Source organism: Vallitalea pronyensis, assembly GCF_018141445.1.
GTDB lineage: Bacteria > Bacillota > Clostridia > Lachnospirales > Vallitaleaceae > Vallitalea > Vallitalea pronyensis.
In genome coordinates this window covers 788,086-806,703 of sequence record NZ_CP058649.1, presented here as the reverse complement: position 1 = coordinate 806,703, position 18,618 = coordinate 788,086, and the positions used below count along the sequence as shown (strand labels likewise).

The 18,618-nt window shown below is 37.1% G+C and carries 10 protein-coding genes; 1 reads left to right on the top strand and 9 read right to left on the bottom strand.

Features of this window, described 5'->3' with window-relative positions:
- Positions 1–24: 24 nt before the first annotated feature.
- The 5 genes from HZI73_RS03330 to HZI73_RS03310 form a co-directional block, all read right to left on the bottom strand.
- On the bottom strand, positions 25–1,767 hold the full coding sequence (locus tag HZI73_RS03330; protein WP_212696845.1) for a sensor histidine kinase: 1,743 nt from the start codon (positions 1,765–1,767) through the stop codon (positions 25–27).
- A 395-nt stretch (positions 1,768–2,162) separates the two neighbouring features.
- Positions 2,163–2,921, bottom strand: coding sequence for a PHP domain-containing protein (locus HZI73_RS03325; protein WP_212696844.1), 759 nt, complete (start codon positions 2,919–2,921; stop codon positions 2,163–2,165).
- Between the two features lie 454 nt (positions 2,922–3,375).
- Positions 3,376–5,028: an ABC transporter permease gene (locus HZI73_RS03320; RefSeq protein WP_212696843.1), complete on the bottom strand. Its 1,653-nt coding sequence runs from the start codon at positions 5,026–5,028 to the stop codon at positions 3,376–3,378.
- Positions 5,028–6,107, bottom strand: coding sequence for an ABC transporter ATP-binding protein (locus HZI73_RS03315; RefSeq protein WP_212696842.1), 1,080 nt, complete (start codon positions 6,105–6,107; stop codon positions 5,028–5,030). Before HZI73_RS03315 ends, HZI73_RS03320 begins: the two co-directional genes overlap by 1 nt.
- A 473-nt stretch (positions 6,108–6,580) precedes the next feature.
- A complete protein-coding gene (locus tag HZI73_RS03310) occupies positions 6,581–7,684 on the bottom strand; it encodes an ABC transporter substrate-binding protein (protein WP_212696841.1) in 1,104 nt (367 codons plus the stop codon).
- A gap of 422 nt (positions 7,685–8,106) precedes the next feature.
- Here HZI73_RS03310 and HZI73_RS03305 point away from each other — a divergent pair, with 422 nt between their 5' ends.
- Positions 8,107–8,274, top strand: a complete 168-nt coding sequence (locus HZI73_RS03305) for a hypothetical protein (RefSeq protein ID WP_212696840.1) — start codon at positions 8,107–8,109, stop codon at positions 8,272–8,274.
- Between the two features lie 53 nt (positions 8,275–8,327).
- Here the strand turns inward: HZI73_RS03305 and HZI73_RS03300 are convergent, their stop codons facing one another.
- From HZI73_RS03300 to HZI73_RS03285, 4 genes are all read right to left on the bottom strand, one after another.
- Positions 8,328–9,053, bottom strand: a complete 726-nt coding sequence (locus HZI73_RS03300; RefSeq protein ID WP_212696839.1) for a tetratricopeptide repeat protein — start codon at positions 9,051–9,053, stop codon at positions 8,328–8,330.
- Positions 9,054–9,147: 94 nt separating this feature from the next.
- Entirely contained in the window at positions 9,148–10,026 is an 879-nt protein-coding gene (locus HZI73_RS03295) for a tetratricopeptide repeat protein (RefSeq protein ID WP_212696838.1), read from the bottom strand.
- A 17-nt stretch (positions 10,027–10,043) separates the two neighbouring features.
- A complete protein-coding gene (locus tag HZI73_RS03290) occupies positions 10,044–12,437 on the bottom strand; it encodes an N-acetylmuramoyl-L-alanine amidase (protein WP_212696837.1) in 2,394 nt (797 codons plus the stop codon).
- A gap of 240 nt (positions 12,438–12,677) precedes the next feature.
- Complete coding sequence (locus HZI73_RS03285) at positions 12,678–18,434, bottom strand: glycine rich domain-containing protein (protein ID WP_212696836.1); 5,757 nt, start codon at positions 18,432–18,434, stop codon at positions 12,678–12,680.
- Between the last annotated feature and the right edge of the window lie 184 nt (positions 18,435–18,618).

Here is an 18,618-nt window from a genome sequence, read left to right as displayed (position 1 = left end):
TAACATTGTAAATTTCTCACATATCTAATTTTCATGAGCAAGGCTGGAATTAACCGGTATCCTTATGGTAATGGTTGTACCTGTTCCATAGGTACTCTCAATCATCACTTTATAGAATTCGCCATAATAGAGACGTAACCGTTGATCCACATTATACAAGCCAATATGTTCATCACTTTTCTTGTTAATGGCTGTGGCTAGCTGCTCCTCTGTCATACCAATACCGTTATCATGGATTTCAAAATAGATATCCCCTTGTTTTTCATAGCCCGTAATATGGAGGATACCTTTTTCTTCTATGTGCTCAAAACCATGGACAACGGCATTTTCTACAATGGGTTGTAGAATTAACTTGGGTATCTTATAATCCATGATATCTGTTGCTACATCCATGTTTACTTCAAAACCATCATTGTACCTTAACTCTTGTATTTTTAGGTAATGATTAAGGAGAGCGAGGCTTTCTTTTACGGTGATAAATTCTTGGTCTGAGTTAATGGTGTTTCTCAGTAGATTGCCAAGATGGGTTACGATATCACTGATTTCTGTCACTTGGTTTAACTTAGCAGTCCATTTGATGGCATCTAATGTATTGTATAGAAAATGAGGGTTAATCTGAGCTTGTAAAATTTTAATCTCAGCAATTCTCAGTTGTCTTTGTTGTTCGATGGTATTATCCATGGACTCTTTTAAACGAACGACCATCTGATTAAAGCTATTTTCAAGAACACCTAATTCATCGTTTCGATTCAGATTAACTCTTACGGTTAAGTTGCCTTCCTCTACTTTTTTCATGCTTTTTGCCAACTTGCTTATGGGCCGTACCATGTGCTTGGCAAAAATAAAGGATATAAGAATGGCTAAACTAAGGCTTAATAAAAAGCTAAGGATAACTTTCTCTCGGAGATAACTATTATTTTCTGCCACAATATTTAGGGGAACTGTGGCTATAAGAGTCAATTCTGATTGACTTTGGGTATGGTAGATCAATAGCTTCGGTACTTTATTCCCTTCTACATAGATTTTCCCCTGTTTTTCCTTAGATACTTCTTCACGAAATGGTGAATTCCAGAAAAAACCTTCCTGATGGGCATGATTTGCATCGGTTATGGTGTAGAAGAATGGATCGATTAGTTTTAGATCCATGACCTTACTGCTGCCTAGTGTATTCATGATATTAAGGATAGCATCTCTATGGATATCAATGACAATATACCCTATGGATTGACCTGTATCGTTAACAATGCGTTTTCCAAGAGTAAAGACGATGGTGTTACCGGTATTATTGATGAACTTGTGGGGGTATAACACCACGTCATTGCTGTCATTCATTTTACGAAATACACCCCAGCTGCTGGAAGCCTGTCCTTTATAAATAGGAGGTAATGGGGATGTTTCATAAACAGCTTGACCCTTTTGATTAAGGATGTATATGGGAAATTTATATTTTTTGCTGGCTAAGAGGAAATAGATTTTCTCATTTATTTGATAGTAATAGTCATCCAAGGAAACATGATGTGATAAAACTTCTTGTAGGGGGATATCTTGTTCTACGATATCGATGACTGTTTTATACTCCATTAAGAATTCATTAATGCTGTCGTTGATTTGTATTAAGCTGTCGTGGGCTTGATCGTAGATGGCGTCTTGTAGGATTTTGGATGAAAAGGTGTAGCCTAGGAAAGTTAGAATGAGTGGGGGTATGATACTGATGAGTATAAAGAATATGAGGAGTTTGTGGAAGAAAGCTTTTTTGGGTTTTTGCATGGCTTTTTTCTCCTTGGGTTGATTTAAATGTTCATCTATCCGTTTTAATATATTAATTTTAATTTTGATTATATTTATTTACGGCTTATTGATGGTATTATGTTTTTTAGGAGGTTGTCACTTTTTGTTTAGGGGTTCTTATTGTTTTTTTTGGTTGCGTGGAATTTTTGGGCTGGTATGTGTGTATCATCCTTTATTTTACTTGCCTTTCCTGTTCAGCCGGTCTGCGTAAACTAAAGGATGATACACACTTTTAGTGTTGGAATTTTGGGGCTAGTGTTTTAGATGCTATTGGTTTAAGTTGGGTATATGTATTATTAGGGTTATTAAGGGAATTTATTAGTGGTAGAAGGTAGTGTGATTTATGTTGATTATATAATCTGTGTATTAAAGGATTAAGACTGCTTATTATTTTTAATGGTAAACATGCGGTGTTGGGGGATATTGAGTTTTTGGATGAGTGTTAGTGGATAATCCAGGTTGCAGATTTCGGTGAGGCGGTGGCAGTCACTTCCTAGGGAAAATTGGATGTTTTTGTTGAGTGCTTTCTTGATGAGGTGGGTGCTTGGGGCTTTCCATAGGCCGCTTAGTTCTAGGGCTACTTGGTATTTTTCACATAAGTGAAGGATTTCGTTTTCCCATCCGTCAATGAAGGTGGTTCCTTGCAGTTCATCATAGAATGGTAATATGGTACAGTGACCATAGATATCTACCCTTGATTGACGAAAGCATTTTTCAATGGTTTGTAATAAGGCTTCCATAATGTACTCACAATCTTCTGTTTTATATTGTTTTTTATAACTGGAGCTATGGCCTACTCGGTATCCGAAATAGGATGATAACCATATGCGGTCTTTTGTATGGCGGTCATAGAATGTATGCACACTTGATATGACATAATCCAATTGATGTAGTAATCGGTCTGGCCAGTGGATGATATCTTTCATGTTTGCTTCTACACCTTTGTATACGTCATATTGATCTAAGGCATTCAAATAGTTTTCTATAGCATCCATGTCGTTCATCTTTGAGCAAAAGACATGGTCAGATATTCCAACCTTAATGCCTTTTTCTTTAGCAACCCTTACAATATCCTCAACGGTTCCGTCTCCATCAGAAAACTGGGTGTGTGTATGCAAATCCATTATGTTCATATTTATAATCCTCTCTTTTACGTACCATTCATCATATATCATGTATTTTATCTCTTGCTTAACGCCTAACATATCTTCAAATAAACGATCTATCCATTAATCATAACAACTTCATAAATCATTATTGTATTTACCAAAAACATCTAACCATCAAACATATGCCTACCATCATCTAGTATAAGCATATCTCCTATAACACTATACAATGAATATCCATCATAATCAACAACTACTCTTGACGCGTCAAATAACCTACCTAACAACACATCATCTTTTTAACGTCATCTTGAACCAAGTGAGGTGTATCATGCATTTGTGCAGACCGGCTGAAAGGAAAGGCAAACAAATGCATGATACACCTCACCACCCTAGCCTAAACCCCAACCAAACCAAAGACTTCCACCTATAGCTTTAACCCATAAAAACAACTGTTTTATATGGGCTCAAGCATCTTCTACATGGTAATACCCCTACCACCAGAAATTTTATTAAAAACTAAAATAGAAATAATCGTCGTCACCGTCAAAATAGATGCCAATGCAGCAGCCGTACCAAAGCTTGCACGAACGACCTCCGTATAAATAGCTACAGAAATGGTTCCCGTTCTACCTGTATACAAAATAACACTGGAACTCAATTCATTAATGGTGGTAATCCAACTCAGTACTGCACCTGATAATACACCGGGTGCCATCAACCTAGCTGTTGTCTTGAAGAAGGTCTTCATAGGGGATACCCCTAAATTAATGGATGCTTCTTCAATACTGGGATCTATCTGATACAATATGGCCGTTGATGAACGAATGGTATAAGGTAATTTACGAATGACATAAGCAATAATCAAAATGGTCGCTGTACCACTTAATACGATAGGTCCGTCATTGAATGCAACCAATAAACTAATACCAAGTACAGCTCCTGGGATAACGTATGGGAACATAATCAGTATATCAAGCAGTCCATTAACCTTGGACTTCCTTCGAACGATCAAGTAAGACAAGAGCAGTCCTGCAATTACCATGATGATGATGGCAATGGTTGAATATAAAAAGGTGTTGGAAATATTGGTGGATAGTTTATTAATAATCATACGATAACTATCTAAACTGAAGCCTTTTGTAAAGATAGGACCTTTTGTCTTAATAAAAGAAGTAATGACAACCACCACTTGTTGAACCATGGCAACCCCTGCTACTAAAAAAATGACAAATGTTGCCCAGAAACGCTTACCACCTTTTAAGGCAATCACTTTTGGTGGTCTAAGTGCACTCATCATGTAACTTTTTTTGGCGATAATGAACTTCTGAACAAACAGAATTGCCATGGCACAGATGATAATAATGACACTAAGCATACTAGCAATCGTCGCGTTACCACCAATTTCACTCATGTACTCCTCATAGATGAGTACAGGAAGGACTTTATACCCCTCACCAATAAGCATGGGTGTACCAAAATCAGCTAGAGATGTCATGAATACCATCAATGCACCTGCTGTAATGGTGGGTAAAATAAGTGGAAATGTAATGGTCATAAGCTTTTTAAATCCAGATACACCTAAGTTTTCAGCAGCTTCTTCGATGGAAGAATCCATGCTCTTAAGAGCGCCTGATACAAATAGGTAAACATAAGGGAAAAATTTCAAACTAAAGACCAGCACAATCCCTGTCCAGCCATAGATGGGTGGTAATTCTATCCCAATATTTCTGAATAAGTTGGTGATAAAGCCGTTACGCCCCAGTAAAAGAATCCATGAATAGGCCCCGATGAATGGAGGTGATAGCAAAGATAATATAATCATAATATTAATGATGGATTTACCCCATATGTTGTAACGGGTGGTGATATAGGCCATTGGCAAACCGATAAGCGTAGAAAAAAAAGTAGCAGCTAATACAACGGACATACTATTTAATAGGGTTTTGTAGTAATAAGGATACTTAAAAAATTCAAAGTAATTGGCTAAAGTGAATCCGCCTGTATCTTGGGAAACAAAACTCTCCTTTAACATGGTGACGAATGGATATACAAGCGTAATAGCTAATGTTGCGAATGCGACAATTCTGACCACATTCCAGAAATTAAAGAATTTCCTTAACTGCTTCATTATAGAAGTACCTCCTCACCTGCTCCATCATATACATGCACTTTATCTGGTACGAGGACAACACTTACTTTATCACCCGTATGACGTATACGTGACACATCTTTGGTATATTCATTCACTTCAATGACCTGCTCATTATCCAGTTTAATTTCATAATTGATGAAGTCACCTAAGAAAGTACCTATGACCACTTCACCTATGATATTACCTTTCTTAACATCCTCCAAAATAATCTCTTCTGGTCTTGCGGTGATAATCACTTCACCGTTGCATGCTTTCTTCATGTTGAAATCAATGGTCTTACCATTCACATCAATCACGGTTTTTTCATCATCCCTTTTTACAACTGTCCCTTTTAGAAAATTAGATGTCCCAATAAAATCACCTACAAAAATATTCTTAGGGTCTTTATAGATCTCTACAGGTGTACCGACTTGTTGAATAACGCCTAATTTCATAACAGCTATACGATCAGAAATGGCAAGGGCTTCTTCTTGGTCATGTGTGACATAGATGGTTGTAATTTTAAGGTCTTTCTGTAATTTTCGGATGATGGTCCGCATCTGCACACGTAATTTTGCATCTAAGTTACTGAGAGGCTCGTCCATCAATAATACATCTGGGTGGATAACAATGGCTCTTGCAAGGGCTATTCTCTGCTGCTGACCCCCACTTAACTGTGACGGCTGACGGTCTTTAAACTCTTCCATCTGAACCATTTGCAAAGCTTCTATCACACGTTTTTCTGTTTCACTTTTACTTACTTTTCTAGCTTTTAAACCATAGGCTACATTATTAAAAACAGACATATGGGGGAATATGGCATAATTCTGGAATACCATACCAATATTACGTTTATGAGCTGGTATATCATTGATTACTTTATCTCCAAATGCTATGTGGCCTTCATCAATGGTGTTGAATCCTGCAATCATACGTAGTAATGTGGTTTTTCCACATCCTGATGGTCCAAGAAGTGTAAAGAGCTCACCTTCTTGAATGGTTAAATTAGCATTGTTAACCGCTTTATAGTCACCATACTTTTTTACCGCATTTTTAATAACAACTTGATGACTCATAACTTTATCCTCCTAATTTTCTTATTATTTAAGACCTGAATAGGTTTACGCTTTATCTTACTATTTAAATGCCTTCGTCACTTTATTATATCTCAAGATTATAACTTAGTATTTTTACCCCAAGACCACGCTATGTATGTTCACTTTATAAGCTCCCCTGAATCTTTATCACCTTAATTGGTAATGGTTCGTCAATACGGATATATCTTGGAAAAAATACTAAGTTGTTATCTTGTGTACATAATAGATGTATCCTTTACGCTATTTAGAGGATTCCATGTTTACTTTCATCTATTTTGTTGTCATTAATTAACAATAAATGTATCCCTTAGAGCTAAATAAGGCATATTGAACGTTATCTGTACATCATCATGAAATCCTCTTACTACTTACTGATACTTGAATGATTAAATTCAATCAATACGGCATATCTCCATGGTGTACCAAACTATAACGATTACATGTGTTATTTCTTAGTACTTACCAATAACGATATCCTTCCACTTCTTAACAATGTTATCTTTGTTATCCGATACCCACTGTAAATCATAGTCCACTAATTTAATCTCTGACATCTTAATCAGATTATCACCCATTTCAACATCGTCCCGAACTGGACGTGAAGCGAAGTGGTCAAGAACAAATTTCTGAGTCTTAGCCGTTAAGACGAATTCTAAGAACTTCTTAGCATTTACTTCATTCTTGGCTCCTTTAATGACAGCAATTGCATCTGGAGCAGATGATGTACCTTCGCTAGGGTATACCATACCTACTTCGGCACCTGCATTGATATATTCCATAGCTGCTTTTTCTAAGGTTAACCCTACAGCATACTCACCATCAGCAACACCTTTGTACACACCTGACGAACCAGATGTTAATTTACCATCAAGATTTTTGTAGAAATTGTTAATGAATTCCCATCCATCATCGCCTTCTGCTTTATAAGCCGTTAACATGGTCGCAAGAATCGTAAAGGATGAACCGGATCGTGTTGGGTCAGCATAAGCAATCTTACCTGTCCACTTTTCGTCAAGTAAATCTCCCCAAGATGTAGGCACATCTTCTGGCTTAACTAACTTCTTATTGTACATGATGACCATGGGTAAAGGACTGGTTCCTGTCCATGTCTTTTCTCTATCGATAAATACGGTATTAATCGCTTTTGCTTCTTCACTTTCATAAGGCGCAAAATACTCCTTGAATGCATTAAGCGACTCTGCGCCACCGCCCCACATGACATCACCAAGTGGGTTATTACTCTCTGATTCAACTCGCTTTAATAGTTCCCCTGTACCAGCAGCTACCACATCCACTTTGATACCTGTTGTTTCTTGAAATTCTTTTACAATGGGGTTAATCATATCTGCTTTGTGTGGGCTATAGATAACCAAGTTATTTGTTACAGCTGTCTCTGCACTGTCATCCGTACTTGTGTTGTCATTCTCTGTGTCTTTTTCATCCCCTGTTTGTTGAGCTGGTTGTGCTTGGTTATCTTTATCATCTTTCTTAGTACATGCTGTAAACATTGTCATACCTAAAGTTAGCACTAATAATAAAGCCATTAATTTCTTCATATCGCTTTTGCCTCCTCCATAATTCTTTCTTAACGTAATAGGTCTTGATGATGATGCTCACCACTATCATTTACAATGCGATGTAAAGTGATATCATCTCCAACTATATGGTATTCAATTTCGACAATAATCGCAATCCAAAATCATGAACTTTTGTTTAAAATCATGAACACTTTATCAATAACCCTATTATTATTCGTGTTTATGGCGTATTATATGCTGGATACCAGGGGACATCTATTGCAATTGATAAAGTATCCCTCCATGTTATTTAACATTTTAAAAAAATCATTCATCTTAAGTCATAAAGGGTCTCATTGTCTATATGCACGCACGAACAAAGCGACTACGTCGCGTCTTTCCAAGGAAGTTGTTATGTTAGGAAAGTTTCCTTGACGCATATGAAAACGCTTCTATTTCATATGCTAAATTCAGAGGACTTTCCTATAGGAATTAAAAAGCATTACGGTTTTATTTACCGTAATGCTCACGCAATGTTTTCTAACATTCAGTTATGGCTGCCTCAGGAAATGGATTACATGTCCATGTACATGCTTGTGTATATTGGCTATAGTGGTTTTCTGGTTTAAATGTGATCAAAATGCTATGTATTGCACTTCCCTCTTAGCCCGTAGATGTTGTGTCATGGGCTCTCATCCTGCGGTTTGTTATTATCTACAGCATCATCCCTTGACCCCTTATCCTCTATGCCTAAAAGTATTTGATAATCTTCTAGTAGGCTTAACTGAGAAAAGGCTGGATCAGATTTCGCAAATTTGGCGTTATTTGGATTTATTTCTATGCTTATTGCTAAACTCTTAATAGCATCGTCAAAATGATGCATAAGACTATAAATGATGGCCTTTTCATAGTAAAGAGAATCATCCTCTGGCGCTTGTTCAATAGCCAAGTCTAAGGTTTGTATGGCCTCATGATATTTTTTTAATCCTTGTAACGATCTGGCTTTATTGATATAGGCAAGGGTCTTTTTATCATCCATAAGAAGGGTCTTATCAAGTGCTTGTAATGCATTATCATATTGTTCGAGCGCTAAATATATCATACCTTTATAAAAGTAAGCATCCGCGTAATCTGATTTTAGTTCAATGGCAGTATCAAGGATCTGTATGGCTTTGTCATAGTCTTGCATCATGTACAGAACCCTGCCTTTTTCATAATAAGCCTCAACATAATCACCATCTATAGCAATTACCTCATCGTAAGCCATTAAAGCTTCATCATGATGACCTTCTTGATGCAAATGAGCAGCTTTATTAAAAATCTGCTTTACTTCTTCTCTGTTTTCTTGAGATACATCAGCAACATGTTCACTTTGGGTATTCTTATGACATCCTATTATATTAATCATAAAGATACACAATAGAAATATCGCTAAAACTACCCTTATCCTTTTTTTCATGGACTTTCCTCATTTCAAAATCATCTATTTTTTCCTTCACCACTTATGCACTAAATTCAGGATAAGATGAGTCAAACGGATAATCCAATATATCAAACATTAGACTTCCTTGTTGATCTAAGACACCCTTCAAAATCATACCTTCTTCATAAAGTGTATCATTGTTATATATGTCCTCTCGGTTTGACCTTTTTAACATTTTCTCATCCAATTGGAGTGTAATGTTGTTTATATTCACTTCATAGTGTCCATGGTACTGAAGTTTTTCAAGGGTATCATCGTATGCCTTCCAGAATTCAGTAGGATAATACCATAAAGTAAATGTCTGGTCTTCATGAAATGTGATACCACCTATTACAGGTACGATTCCTTCTCCAAGTATATACCAATCCAAACGCTGAAGTATCTTATTAACATCTTCACTATTATTTATGGATAGACCAGTTAGAAGTTGATAGGCGTATTCTTTTCGAATCACATCAAAATGTGCATCCTCTTCAATATGTTTAACATAGTCAGGATTTAATTCAACCACTTTTTTCAGATGTTCAATGATATCTTGTTTTCTATCAAACCATGTTGGGTAATCTTCTTCCATTAAGATACCAAGGGTCTTTGCAAAATGGAAATGGGCTAATAGGTATTCTGGATCTTCGACAAAAGATTTTTCAAACCACTCAAGAGCATTCTCATAGTCCTCTTTCTCTAAATACGTCACACCTTGTAAATGGTATTGGGTTGCTTTTTCCTGATCATTATAATTCGTGTCTTTCGGCAGAGGATTCTCTTCTAGTTGGGCGACTTGCTCGGTGTCTGTAGCATTCTTTTTTTGTTGACTATCCTCATTAAAATTTTTAACTGCACTACAAGAAGTAAGCATCATTAGAACACATATAGCTATCATATGTCGATATAACTTCATTCAATCACCACCATTTTTTATTCTTTTCTTCCTCGAGCTATCGCTACATCTTTTTTAAATTGCTCCCATGCGTCATTTTCATCTGAATGTACCCACTTACTGGAATCTACAAATAATCGTGGACATGGTTTCATTGAAATATCATTATGTCTTAATAATGCCGTATCCGTATCAAGACCATATTCATTCAACAAGTCTGCGGTTAATCTAACAAAAGATGTATATGTCTCATTATTATAATTACCATCTTTATCAAGATGACATGATTCAATACCTATTGTATAATGATTAGCACTATCTGTAAAATTATTTTTTGCCAAATCTGTCTTTCGTGCACCTGCATGATAAGCTACTTCATTATCAGGTATTGCTTGAATAACCTCACCATCAAGCCCTACACAATAATGTGCACTGGCATAAATATACTTTCCTCGATCATTTTTTTTACCTGTTTTTAAACGTTCAAAATAATCAACATTAGCTTGAGCCGTTGACTTAGGGTTACCTACATAATGTACAACAATGGCTTTAACATCTTTAATAGGAGTCCCAGGTCTGGAATATTTATTGACCGTCAATAAGTCTTGTTTTACGGTATACTCAGGTAATGTGCCATCATAATAATTCTTAGTCGTATCTCTGTTTCCATCAAGTGTAACATCGTTAGTTGATACTTGAATATTATCTCCCTCCATATCTGGTAATTCTTCTACATCATGTATCGGTAGTTTTAACGCTTGATTCACATGTATGCTATTGACATTGGTAATATGATTTAACTTTGCTAGTTCATTCACTGTGGTATTAAATTGATAAGCAATTTTACTCAAGGTATCGCCTGACTTAACCTTATATATCTTGATGCTGTTATCCTTATTGGGTTCTTCAATAGCTTGCTTATATCTATTTCTTGTATTTATAACCATTTGGGCTGCTTCTGCTTTGGTGATAATACCATCTTTGTTGATATCTAACCCACTATTTTGTTGATACACTTTACCTTTAGAAAGGGATGTACCCTGAAAACATGTGGTAGAATCTTTTATACCTAACTGAAAATCATTGCTTTTTCCTACTGCTATAGGCATAAATACCATCATATAGGCATCATATATATTTTGAATCTTTCCGGAATAGGGCTTGCAATATGCATAGACGTAATCTAATTGCTCAACAGCAGACATCGTCGCTAATTCTTCAATGCTTGTACCTAACTCTTTGGCCGTACTGGGCATAAATTGGATAAGTCCTGTTGCATTAGAATATTTATTAGATACTGCTGGGTCAAATCCAGACTCAAATGCCATAATTGCCATTAAATCATCAGGATGCATTTTTAGTTTTTCAGCTATGTTAACCACTTTTTCTTTAAATGTTCGATCCACATGCTCTCCATACCAATTGTAGTGAAAACCATCCTCAAACGTAGATGCAGTGTCTATATGCATAAGCTGTTTCCCATTTGGGGCAAACAAATAATCCCAGGTTTGTGGGCCTATAACCCCTTCCCAGCTACCCGTATTGCCAAGTTTATTCATCCTTTTATATTGATTAACTACTTCTAATGTTGTATCGTCAAAATATCCCGTCACCTGAACATCATAACCAAGTTCTCTCAATCTTATTTGAGCCATTTTAACATACGGATTATACTTACTAGGGTTCCATGATAACTCACCAACAAGCTGCCCAAATAACCATAACCAAGTTTGATTGCCTACAATACCTGCATAGCTATCAGTATTACCAAGACCATAATTGTCTTTAAATAGATTAACTGCTTTTAATGTTTCATCACCAAAATAACCATCTACTTTAATGGTATACCCCAAATCCTGTAACCTTTGTTGGAGCATCTTGACTTCTTCTTTGTAAACATTTGGGTGGGTGACTAAGTTTTCTGTAAGTGGGTTCATATGGGTTGGTAGTTGTAAAGAGGTCTCTTCTACTTTTATGCTATTATTGATTTTCATATGAATATCATTCAAATATTTTTTTATAGGGGTTAAACGTGTTTGTAACCATTGCAGAAGTGCGTGAAACAATATATTCTCTTTTTGCTCAGTAAAAATATTTGCCTCATTCACATCTGCATCTTTTTTGTTATGACTACCAGTTGAGTGATCAATAGCGTTCATACTTTCAATTAACTTCTTTTCTGTAGCCTCATAGGCCGTAACTGTACGATGAATGAATTGGCTTCTTTCATTCATATCTTGTCCTAGACCTCGTAGGACATGACATAAACTGCTTAGTTGATGATTCACGTTATCCCTAGTTAAAACTGTGCTGTCCATGGAATTTTTAATGATGGATAAGTTTTTTTCAACGTCATAAATTCTTCGTGATACATCTTCTAAATCTCTAAACTTGTTTAATAACACTTCTTGATGTATTACTATTCTTGCCAAACCCTTCTCCTCCTCTATGATTGGTTTCAAATTTATCATGGATAAATATGTCATGTATGTATAGCGGTTAGTATCTTCATCCTATACTAGCCTTGATTTGTTTTCAACTCATCCTGACAAACGACACGTTTTAGAGGATAAAAAGCATGACATAAAATCCTTTTGACATTTTTCGACTTTTGAGGTGAGCTATTACCACTAAAAGAGGACTATCTTTTAAATAAGATAGCCCTCTTTTATTTAATGTGTTCCGGATATGCTTAAGTCGTTGGCTGATGATTTATGTGCTGAATATACGGTGATAACATTGTGAGGTATGGACGTTAAATCAAAAGCTAATCCTGCAATATCCAATGTACCATTACCACTGGGATGTTTGTATTCCAGGTTATATAATGTACCTGCTGACTTTATATCCAGTGCCATTATGATGACGGATTGATTATTTGAAACACTATCCATATTCCCTTTGGATATGGGCTTTCCATGATGTACAGCAATGGCCGATGAAGGTAATCCAGATTTAAAATGCCACCTCTGAGCATTCTTTGTATACATTTGTTCTAGATTACGATTACCTGGATTATTATCCTTCCCTCCTGTTATGGAAGAACCAATATAGGTTCTATTTCTCTCTGACAATTGAACCAGTTGGGCTATTCCAGCAAACGTATTACCATAAGGTGATTCTTTGATATATTCCACACCATCACCGTCTATTTGTTTGGTGTAGTCAATGACACTTTGGGTCTTGTTCTCTTCCGCTAACTCCACACAACGTCTCATTTTTTCCATACCCCAATCTACCCAGTACTTGTAGTGGTACACTGCATTGGTATCCCAATCTGTCTTCACCAAATCATAGATGTTAATGGGTCTATACCCTGATTCTGTGTTCATATACACATCTAATGGTGTGATGGTACCATCCACTAAAGATAAATGATAATAGTAAGGTATCACCTGTACTTTTTCATAATTTCCTAGTGTTGAAATATCCAAGTAGGATAAATAACCTGGGCGTTGAGGTTGATTTCTTAAGGCCATTATATTATTTTTGGATGGCGATAGTGGAAATCTAATGGGTTCCCTATTAAAAGAAGTTATGGCGCCATATGTATTAAGGTAATGATTATAAGCATTCACTCTTTCCCCACGTATATCAATAGGATCAGACATGATATTCAACTGTTTTTCTGGATTAACCTTAGGCACCACATTCTCAACAAACCAGCCTGATACAGCTTGTTTAAACAAGTTAGAGAACCTAAAGTCTTCCGTATCTTCCATGACCAAATTTCCAATTCTTCCAACCACATCGATATAGGTTATTTGCTTGGCTGCATGTTTGGCTTCTTTACTACCTGTTCTAACGCGATTGGTGAAACTGTTTGCATCATCATATCGGCAATTGTTGGCTTTTGCTTTAAACATCACCTCAGCAGACATGGCTTCTGATGCAGCTAGTGGCAGATAGAAGGAAAAGTTTTCTTTTGCTTTGTCCAATGTTATTTTTTCACCGGGCAAATACATATCATCTTCGTATATGACTGCAAATGGGAAGGTAACTTCTTTGCTTTTTGTCCATTCGGTTGTATCCATATTATCGGTATAGCCTTTTCCTCGGATAAATGAGGTATTGCCTAAACCACTTCTCCCATTGCCATAAAAATCACCTCTATTTGGGAAATAGATTGTAAAACCATAATCAATATTAATAAAATTTCCTGGCGTGTAATTAACGCCTCCTACTTGGACTGGTTCTGGTTTAACTTCTATTGGCACAAGCTGGTACTCATATACTGTTTCTCCACCACTGACAAGGACTTGTTTATCAATAAATTTAGGCTCATCACTGGCCGGTATCCATATGGTGGGTTCTCCTACTGCTGGCATATGGATAGCAGGCTGCTTAATGGTGATACTGCCATGGCCGTTATTTGACCCTGTGGAAGTGGTGGTGTTACTGCCTGCTGAATAATTTGTTCCAGCATAGCCACGGGAGGGGTCATCACCACTAACTGTCTGACCACCGTAATAGCCACCTCCGCCTCCACCGGTGTCATATTCATATTTTCCAGACCAGCCTGTAGGACCATTACTGCCATTGACACGATTACCATTAGACTTTATGGCCGAACCCTGTTGGGCACTGGCTGATCCTCCACCTCCACCTGCAACGATAATCTCACTTGTTGGTGACGTGCTCGTACGGATATCCGAGCGTCCTCCGCCACCAGGTCCTCGTGACCCTGATCCATAGCCCCCACCATTATAACCACCGTTATAATTACGTCGATTAAACTGGTCAATCCTGTCACTAGGAGAATTGCCACCTTTGCCGCCTACATAAACATAGAACTGCTGTCCTGCTGTCCATTGAAAGGTGGATGTAACCGTACTGCCATACCCTCCGTTATTAGGATGTGAAGGTGTACCACCACCTGATGCTCCTTTTGCCGTAACGATGTATTCACCTGTAGTTGGTACGGTAAACACTTTATAATTGCCAGCATAACTAAAGGAAATGGTTTGACCTTCAACATCTTTAGCCGGTTGATAATCTGGATTGGGTACTTCTTTTTCCTTATATTTAGGATTAGGTACTTGAATGGTGTTATACACTGGGGGTTTAGTAACCTCAACCAAAACTTTTTTATACTCCATAACACTTGTATTCAGCGCCATGTCTTTTGGTAATGAACTTGGTGTTCTTTGATCTCTGGATGATGGCAAGGATACAATCATGGCATCTTGTACCGATACAGGGTTATGAACCACAATATCATTAATCTTGCTATGTCTTGAGGAATAGGTTGAGGTTAATTCAATGCCCGTCATACCAAAATCTCCAACATACCTTGGATGATACGCTGTTGGGTTTCCTTTTTTGGGTGCCACTTGTTGATAAAATACCTTTGCATGTCCTGTTATGTATTCTCGGTTAGCCAGTGTATCTATGATATCAATATTATTCTTTAATAGCCTAAGGGGTTTGGTGGGTCTAGCTGGTCGATTAACGGATGTTTCTGGTGCGTCATGAGCCGTCGTCACATGGCTTGATGCATAAGCAGCATGGGCAGTCTCCACATCTTCATAATCACCCGTATAACCTGTTATGTCTAGTTCATCAGGTTGCCAATCAAATGCTGCATTAGGATTATTAATCCATTGGTCATCCAGCGAGCTTTCTGGTAGTTCAATAGGCTCTTCTGTCTTAAAATCCATGGATTGCTGATCAAAATACATGACCGCTTTATCCCCTTTGGTGGTTTGAAGAATAAGAAAATCCGATACAACCGTCACGTTATTCATGGTTTCTTTTCGCATCTTCCATATATCTTCTTCAATGACTCGTCCACTATCTGTCTTGTTCTCCTCTGCATTGTCAGAAGGCCCTTCATCCCATACAACATCATCGTTCTGATCCGTTTCTAGAGAGTAAACTAAGCGTCCACCAGCCGCTGTATTGGTTTCGTCAATGTTGTAGAAGACAGAAGGTTGTCCTTGTATCACCGTGCCGATAATCTTATCGGTGCCTGTTATGGTACCCATACCGTCTACTAGGGCTTCTGTTATTTCATAGACAGCCACATCTGTTATTTCCATATAGTCATAGGTAATGGTTTGTGACCAAGTTTCTTCGTAACCACCTACTGTCTTATCATGACCTTCCTGTACCCATCTGTACTCTGTTCCATTTTCACCTGAAAAGCCATACCACTCTTGTCTGTATTCCATATGATTGACTTCAGGTTCAGCGGGTCTTATAACATTACCGTCCTTATCTTTTTTTTCCGATACAGCAGGTTTATCTACAACAGTTTTACTACCTACACCCGTTGTTTCACTACGGGTTGTCCCATCCCAAGCAGTGCTTTTTCTAGGTGTTGGGGCACTGAAACTTGATGTGGACCAAGAACCATTCTTGGCAGCTATTGGGGGATATTTCAAATAGGGTCTTGTTTCTTGACTGATAGGCTCAATGGTCGTTGTACCCATATGATCTGTTTTCTGTCGAGGTGTTGGTTTCGGCGCTGGTTTGTCTTTTGTCCAGGAGTTCTGAATGACAGGCATGTTATTCTCTGAGGGTACACTACTAAAAAATGACCTATAGTTTCGTGTTGACTGCTGGCGTTTATGTAATTCCACAGCTATATCGACGATGTATTCTGCGCCTCCCGAGCTAAAATATACATGTCGTGTTGTTGGCACCCCTGCCATGGCTTCAAATTGTTCATGACCTGGTGCTCCTTGTTTAATCTGTGAAAATACCTTCGTGGCCGATGAGTAATTACCGGTCTTAGGCTCTGGAATTTTACCTCTATGGGCTTCTACAGATTCAGTTACGTGATTAGAAACAACTTGTTTTGTTATACCATTATTTGTATAGTCAATAATGAGCTGAGCTGTGTAATCTTTTATGATGGTCTCTTCTTCTTGAATGGATACATCCGATAATTTATCTTGGTACCTAAAAGAAGAAGTGCCACTAAGGATATCCTCCAGTTCAAGTCGGTTCATATTGGTTTTCTTAATACACATATCCGGTGCTGATTGATCCAGTTTAGATAGCTTATCCGATGGAGTAAGGTTCAGTGTAAAATCGAAGGTTACATCTAAATCGGCTATTAATGTCTTCCATTTAATAAGGTTATCATTGGTTTGTCCAAGGGATACATCCAGATAAGCATCCACTCCTATGGTTTCCATCTCTACAGGTACTTCGTACCGCTTATCCCCATCAGGTCCTATGGTCGTATTCATACTGATGGTTAATGTAGGATCTACTTGGGGTTTGTTGTTTCTACCACCTACTAAAATAAAGCCTATTTGATTGCCATGATATGTAAGACCATGCATAACACCCGTTCTTCCACTCCAATAACGCCAATTTGGCACACCATTCTTTGTGGAGAAATACCCACCTATAACACCTGATAAGCCATGAGAAAAGGCATTTTTTTTGGTGCTGCTTTGGTAGATTTCTGTTAAACGTGTCAGGTTATCTTTTACTTTATATGATGATTTATACGAGTTTTCTATTATACTTTTTGTGCTGTGGTTAACAACTTCATTTGGAAATTCAGGCTTATTATATACCGAGTATTTTTCTACAGCCCCATACATGAACATAAGATAATCTGTTGAACTCATATAGGCATACGTCTTATCAAACATTTCACTTGATGATACCCTTACAGCAGATTCAATGCTGAGTAATATAGGTTTGTTTTCCAAAGACTCTCCATATATGTATCTATTGATATAATATACCATTGTATCTTTTAAATCTTTATCGATTGCCACAAGTGTCATCAATAAATCCAAGTATTTAAGTTTTTGTGTCAGCGGGTCTGTCTCCGTTTCACCTATATAGTTTTCAATTCTTGTTTCTATACCATCTTCCGATTGTAATATATAATTCCATACTTTTTGCGATTCTGTATTAGCTCCACTATATCCATTCAGAATGTCTAACCACCATAACCTGTTTGTATCTTTTTTAGCCATCAATATGTCTAAACTAGGGACTTGGGCTTTAAGTTCATTATAAAATACGTTACTATATCTTTCTTGAGTCGTTATTTGATGTAATTTTACGTCTTTAATTTCCTTAGGTAATGCTTTAAAATCCTGTGATGAAAAATCATAGTGAACCAGGTATGCATATGGCGTCCATATTTTGGGCTTAATGAAATATGTATAGTTTTTTATAGCAGGGAATTTTTTGCTGTAATTCTTTCGTAATTTTTCTTCAATTTGATTAGTCGTATCCTTATATGAAATAATGTTTTCATTGGTTAGGGCGTTTTCCCCTTCCATATCCACAAAACATACTTTATATGCTGTCCAATTAATGCCGCCTCTAGCATTCACCACATCACCAGGACTAACAGAACCCGAGTGCCCTGACACGAATGCATGGATATTCACTGTACTTGAAGTAATCATGACCATAACTAGAAGAACACATATCATTTTTTTCTTACCCATTCAAAACCTCCTTATTATTGTTTAAGGCATTTTATAGCTTAAGCTTGTCTCTTGTTGTTTATCATACAGATTAGGCATTGAATTTTCAATAATTCCTGACAAACGACATGATTTATTGGACAAACAACACTTGACAAGAGTTTTTCGACATTTTTCTACTTTAGTCATTAGATTATTGAGTCCA